The 5,394-nt window shown below is 74.1% G+C and carries 4 protein-coding genes; all 4 read right to left on the bottom strand.

Going from position 1 to position 5,394, the window contains the following annotated elements:
* A partial coding sequence (locus MXD58_RS18940) for a 4-alpha-glucanotransferase (RefSeq protein ID WP_250609655.1) occupies positions 1-1,133 on the bottom strand: 1,133 nt, incomplete at its 3' end.
* Between the two features lie 149 nt (positions 1,134-1,282).
* Positions 1,283-2,893, bottom strand: a complete 1,611-nt coding sequence (locus MXD58_RS18935; RefSeq protein WP_248838956.1) for a HAMP domain-containing sensor histidine kinase — start codon at positions 2,891-2,893, stop codon at positions 1,283-1,285.
* 224 nt (positions 2,894-3,117) lie between these two features.
* Positions 3,118-3,837 (bottom strand): response regulator transcription factor, encoded by a 720-nt coding sequence (locus tag MXD58_RS18930; protein WP_248838926.1) that lies wholly within the window; start codon positions 3,835-3,837, stop codon positions 3,118-3,120.
* A gap of 73 nt (positions 3,838-3,910) precedes the next feature.
* Entirely contained in the window at positions 3,911-5,200 is a 1,290-nt protein-coding gene (locus MXD58_RS18925) for a mechanosensitive ion channel family protein (RefSeq protein WP_248838957.1), read from the bottom strand.
* Positions 5,201-5,394 lie beyond the last annotated feature (194 nt).

Here is a 5,394-nt window from a genome sequence, read left to right as displayed (position 1 = left end):
GCGTCGGGCCGGGCGAGCTCCGCCGGCCAGGCCCGCCAGTCCGCGCCGTGCCGCTCGGCGAGCGCGCACCAGGTGGCGAAGTCCGTCAACGCGTCGGACGGCCCGTCGCCGGCCGAACCAGCGGCGGTGGAGGTGGCGTCGAGGGCCGCAGCCGGATCGTCGCGGGCGACGTCGAACAGCAGCTCCAGCGCGGCGAGCTTCGCGCGCCACACCGTGTCCCGGTCGAGCAGGCCGCCGGGGCGGCCGGCGCCGCGCGCCCGCTGGGCCAGCTCGTCGACGGCGTCGCGGGTCCGCTGGTCGGCCCGCGCGTACTCCGGGGTGTCCTGCGGCCGCAGGTACAGCGGGGCGGCGAAGCGGCGGCTGACCGGCGAGTACGGCGACGCCGCGACCGGCAGGGTCGGAGCGGCCGCGTGCAGCGGGTTGACCAGCAACACGTCGGCGCCGGCTGTCCCGGACCAGGCCGCGAGCTCGGCGAGGTCGGCGTAGTCACCCATGCCCCAGCTCGCCGCGGAGCGCACGGCGTAGAGCTGGATCATCCATCCCCAGGTACGGACCGGCGCCGGCGGACCCGAGCCGACCGCGCGGAGCAGCTCGGGCGGATCGGGGACCGCGTCCGGAACGGCGACGACGGCGCAGCGCAGCGTCCGCGCCGGCACGACCGTCCCCTGGCCGTCGGCCTCCCGGGCGTCGGCGGGCAGAAGCCTGACGTGCAGGAGATGGTCGCCCAGTGGCAGCCCGGCAGGTAGCGCGAGCGCGCGTGCCGTCCACGGCTCGCCGTCGAGCTCACGGCGCTGGAGCACGTCGCCCGCCGCGTCCAGGGCGATCCGCCGACCCGACTCGAGCTCCAGTTCCACCTGGGCGACGGCCCGCGCCGGCAGGTGCAGCACGACCGGGGGCGGCGACGCCGCGGAGACGACGACGCTGGCCGGTAGCCGGCGGCGCCACGGCTGCTCGCGCAGGTCCGCGAGCGCGGCCACCGGATCCGTCGGGTCCACCCCCAGCAGGCGCAGCACATCCCGCACGGTCTGCGGGTCGACCTGGACCTGACCGCCCTCGGCGTCCTGGTAGCCGGTGGCGACACCGTGTGCCTCGGCGAGAGCCACGAGATCGGCGTCCACGGAATCGGAGGGCACGGAATCGGAGGGCACGGAATCGGGGGGGACGGAATCGGAGGGCGCGGTGGACCAGGCCGGCGGCCGGGGATCAGCCGGGCCGGCGGCGGCGAGTGGTTCGCTGGGCTCGGGGCCTGCGGACGGGACGGGGCGCGCGGGGTCGTCTGAGCTCACAGCGCATGATTGTCGTCTCCCTCGGGTGGAGGGCCGGCGCCCAGCCACTGTCCGGTGCCCTGGGTGTCGCTGTCGAAGGATCGGCTCCACGGCGAAGGCGACGTCGGACCGCCCTGCCAGCGATCAGCGGGCCCGGATCCCACCACGTCGCCGGGACCGTCCCCGCCCCGGGGCGCGCCGCCCAGGGACTGGCCGTCGTGGGGTTCGGCGCGGTACCCGGGGTCGGCCGTGGGCAGGCGCAGGCGCAGCAGCGCCCCGCCGCCCGGCGCCGCCTCCGCGCTGACGCTGCCACCGTGGGTCTGCACCGCGTCGGCCACGATCGCGAGGCCGAGGCCGGAGCCGGGCAGGCCGCGGGCGGAGGTGGCCCGGTAGAAACGGTCGAAGACCTGGGCGCGGTCCTGCGCTGCGATCCCAGGGCCCTCGTCGGCGACGGTCACCTCGCCGGCGGCGCAGCGCACCCGCACGACCGACGCCGGCGGGGAGAACTTCACCGCGTTGTCGAGCAGGTTGGTGACGGCGCGTTCGAGCATGCTCCCCCGGCCGTCGACGGCGCAGCGCACAGCGTCGACCTCGATCCGGATGCCCTTGCTGTTGGCACGCCGCCGGGCCCGTTCGGCGGCGGCGAGCACGATGTCGGCCAGGTCGAGCCGTTCGATCTCCTCGGTGGGCAGCTCGTCACGGGCCAGTTCGACGAGTTCGCTGACCAGCCCGGACAGCTCCCGCATCTGGGCGTCGACGTCGCGCAGCAGGGCCTGGCGATCGGCCGCGGGCAAGGGGCGGTGGGGGTTCGCCTCGGCCCGCAGCAGGAGTTCGATGTTGGTGCGCAGGCTCGTCAGCGGGGTGCGCAGCTCGTGGCTGGCGTCATCGACGAGCTGGCGCTGGCGCTGGCGGGACGCCTCCAGCGCGCGCAGCATGCTGTTGAGGCTTTCCGCCAGCCGGGTGATCTCGTCCGCGCCGGTGACCGGGATCAGCGCGGAGAGGTCCTGGGTGCGGGCGACCTCCTCCGCGGCGGCCGCGGCGGCGTCGACGGGCTTGAGCGCCGCCCGGGCCACGATGCGGCCGGCGAGCGCCGAACCGACGACGCCGATGACCCCGACGATGAGCAGGACGATTCCGAGTTCGCGCAGGGTCCGGTCGACGTCGGTGGTCGGCCGGGCAAGTTGCAGCGCGCCCTCGGATGCCGGCATCTGCAGCGGCACGGTGACCAGTCGGTACGACTGCCCACCGAGGGTGACCGTCCGCAGGTTCTGCGCCCGCTCATGCCGCGCCACCTCGGCGTCCCGCGCGTTGACCGGGATCCGCACCTGGTTCCAGTTCGTCATCGAGCCGCCCAGCGGGTTGCCCGCCGCGTCGAGGAACTGCCCCTCGAGGCCGAAGCTGAACGCCCGCAGCGCCACCCCCAGCCCCTGGGGGTTGGCCTGGATCGTCTCCGCGGACGCCTCGGCCTGCTCGATGAGCTGGTCGTCGATGGCCTTGTTGAGCACGATGCTGGTGGCCCCGAGCGAGACGCCGGCGACCACCGCGACCGCCGCGGCCACGGCCATGCCCACGAGCAGCGCGAGCCTCGCCCGCAGGGTCAGTCGGCTCAGCGGCGAGGTGAGCCTCATCCGGGACCACGGCCGGCCCAGCCCGGTCTCCCCCGTCGCGTCCGCCGGCCGGGCGTAGCCGTCCGGCCCGGGCGGTCCGACCCCGGCCTGACCGCGGACCATCCCGGCCGGTACCGCAGGCGTCGTGCTTCCGGCGGGCAGGCCGGCGACGACCGGGCCGCCCCAGGGCGGGGACGGCGTCGCACGTGGCTGGGACCGCGTTGCGCGCGGCGGGAACGCACCGCTCACGCGCGGTCTCCCGCGGGCTCACGCAGCACGTATCCGACTCCCCTCACCGTGTGCAGCAGGCGGGGCTCCCCGCCTGCTTCCAACTTGCGGCGTAGATAGCTGACGAACACCTCGAGCGAGTTCGAGGTGGGCCCAAAGTCGTAACCCCAGACCCGTTCCATGATCGTGGACCGGGACAGCACCTGACGGGGATGGTTCAGGAACAGCTCGAGCAGCTCGAACTCGGTCTTGGTCAGGGTGAGTTCCCGCTCGCCGCGTGTGACCTGCCGGCTGGCCTGGTCCAGGGTGACACCGGCGTAGCTCAGGGCGGTGGCCACGGGCTCGCCCGGCGTGGCGCTGACCACCCTGGCGGCCAGCGCGGCGCGACGCGCCAGCGCCCGCAGGCGGGCGAACAGCTCTTCCAGCGCGAACGGTTTGACCAGATAGTCATCCGCGCCGACATCGAGGCCGCTGACCCGGTCGGCCAGGCCGTCGCGGGCGGTCAGCATGAGCACCGGGACATCGTCGCCGCGGGCCCGCAGCTGGCGGCACGCCTCCAGGCCGTCCACCCGCGGCATCATCACGTCGAGGATGACGATGTCCGGCTGGTCACGCCCCACGGCGTAGAGGGCGTCCAGCCCGTCGACCGCCGTAGCGACCTCGTAGCCCTCGAACCGCAGTGAGCGTTCCAGGGATTCCCGGACAGCTGCATCGTCGTCGACCACCAGTACGCGCACGGTTCCAGTCTGCCCCGCAACCGCGTGCGGGCGGGCCACCGGCGGCCGCTCTCAGCAAGACCTACCGCGACCTTCAGCCCGGCTTCAGGCCCGCGGAGCTCGGCGGGTCGATCCGTGCCCGCGGAAGGTCATCGCCGTCGATGATCCCGCTGCCCGGCCCGCCGGGCAGGCCCGCGGCGGCGCCGTCCTCGTCGTCGTTCCCGCCCGGCTCGTCCTCGTCGTCGTCCACCACGGTCACCTCGCTGCGCTGGACCGAGCCGAGCGCGATGTCCGCGGCCGCGAGCGCGTCGCGCACCCGCTCCCGCAGCTCGCGGGCGATCTCCCACTGCTTCAGCGGCTGGGTCTTGATGGCGACCCGCAGCGTGTAGCCGTCGGCGGTCATCGTCTCCATGCCCCACACCTCGGGCGCGGAGAGGATGAGGCTGCTCCAGTCGGCATCCGCCCAGAGCCGTTCGGCGGTCTCGGCCAGCACGCTCTTGGCGCGGCTGACGTCGGTGTCGTAGTCGAGGGGCACGTCGAGCACGGTGCGCGCCCATTGCTGACTCTTGTTGCCAATACGAGTGATTTCCCCGTTCCGGACGTACCAGACGGTTCCCTCGACGTCGCGTAGCCGCGTCATGCGAAGGCTGACCGCCTCGACCGTGCCGGACACCGGGCCGACGTCGATGACATCACCGACGCCGTACTGGTCCTCCAGCAGCATGAACATCCCGGACAGGAAGTCCCGGACCAGGTTTTGCGCCCCGAATCCCACCGCAATTCCCAGCACGCCGGCGCTGGCGACGATCGGGGCGAGATTGATGCCGAGCTCGCCGAGGACGCTGAGAAACGCCAATCCGAAGACAATGACGGACGTGACACTGCGCATCAGGGAGCCGACGGTGGCGGCGCGCTGGCGGCGCCTTTCCAGCAGCACCGCCGGATCGCCGAAGGCGCCCAGCAGACTGCCGGCCCGCATCCCGCGCAACAGCCCGCCGGTCCCGCCCGACCCGGCCCGCTCGGCGGTGCGCCGGACGAAACGGTGCAACAGCGCCCGCACCACCAGGGCGATCACCAGGATCAGCACGATCCTGATCGGCGTGCCGAGGAAGACCTCCGCGCCAGAAGCCAGGAAGTTGCTGTGCGTGGTGTTGTAGACGGTGCGACAGAGCAGCCCGGGGTTGGTGCCACAGGCGTCCCGCAGGGCGTTCGCGACTCCCTCGAAGGAGACCAGCGGGTCGGTGCTCGCCGACGGGCCGGGCGAGGGCAGCGGGCTGGGCGTCCCGGCCGCCGCCGGGGCGGGCGCGGCCGACATCAGCATGTCCAGCCCGGGGATCAGCGAAGCGGCCTGCAGGGACGGGGCGGGCGTCACGACGTCGGTCATCCTCTCTGCGCCGGTGCGTTTCGCCCGGCGGTCGTCGTTCACCGGTCGGCTCCCCCGCTGGCGGGCCGGATCGCGGACCGGTGGCGTTCACCTGGCCTGGTCTGGCGGATGGGCCGGCGGTTCGTCGACCGGTCGGCCGCGGTCGGCCTCGCCTGCCCCGCGGGTCGCGAGGCGGCGGGCCCCCGGCCCCGGGC

Source organism: Frankia sp. AgKG'84/4 (assembly GCF_023242965.2).
Classification (GTDB): Bacteria; Actinomycetota; Actinomycetes; order Frankiales; family Frankiaceae; genus Frankia.
Note: the sequence above shows the minus strand (reverse complement) of the source record. Positions and strands in the feature narration are given on the sequence as shown.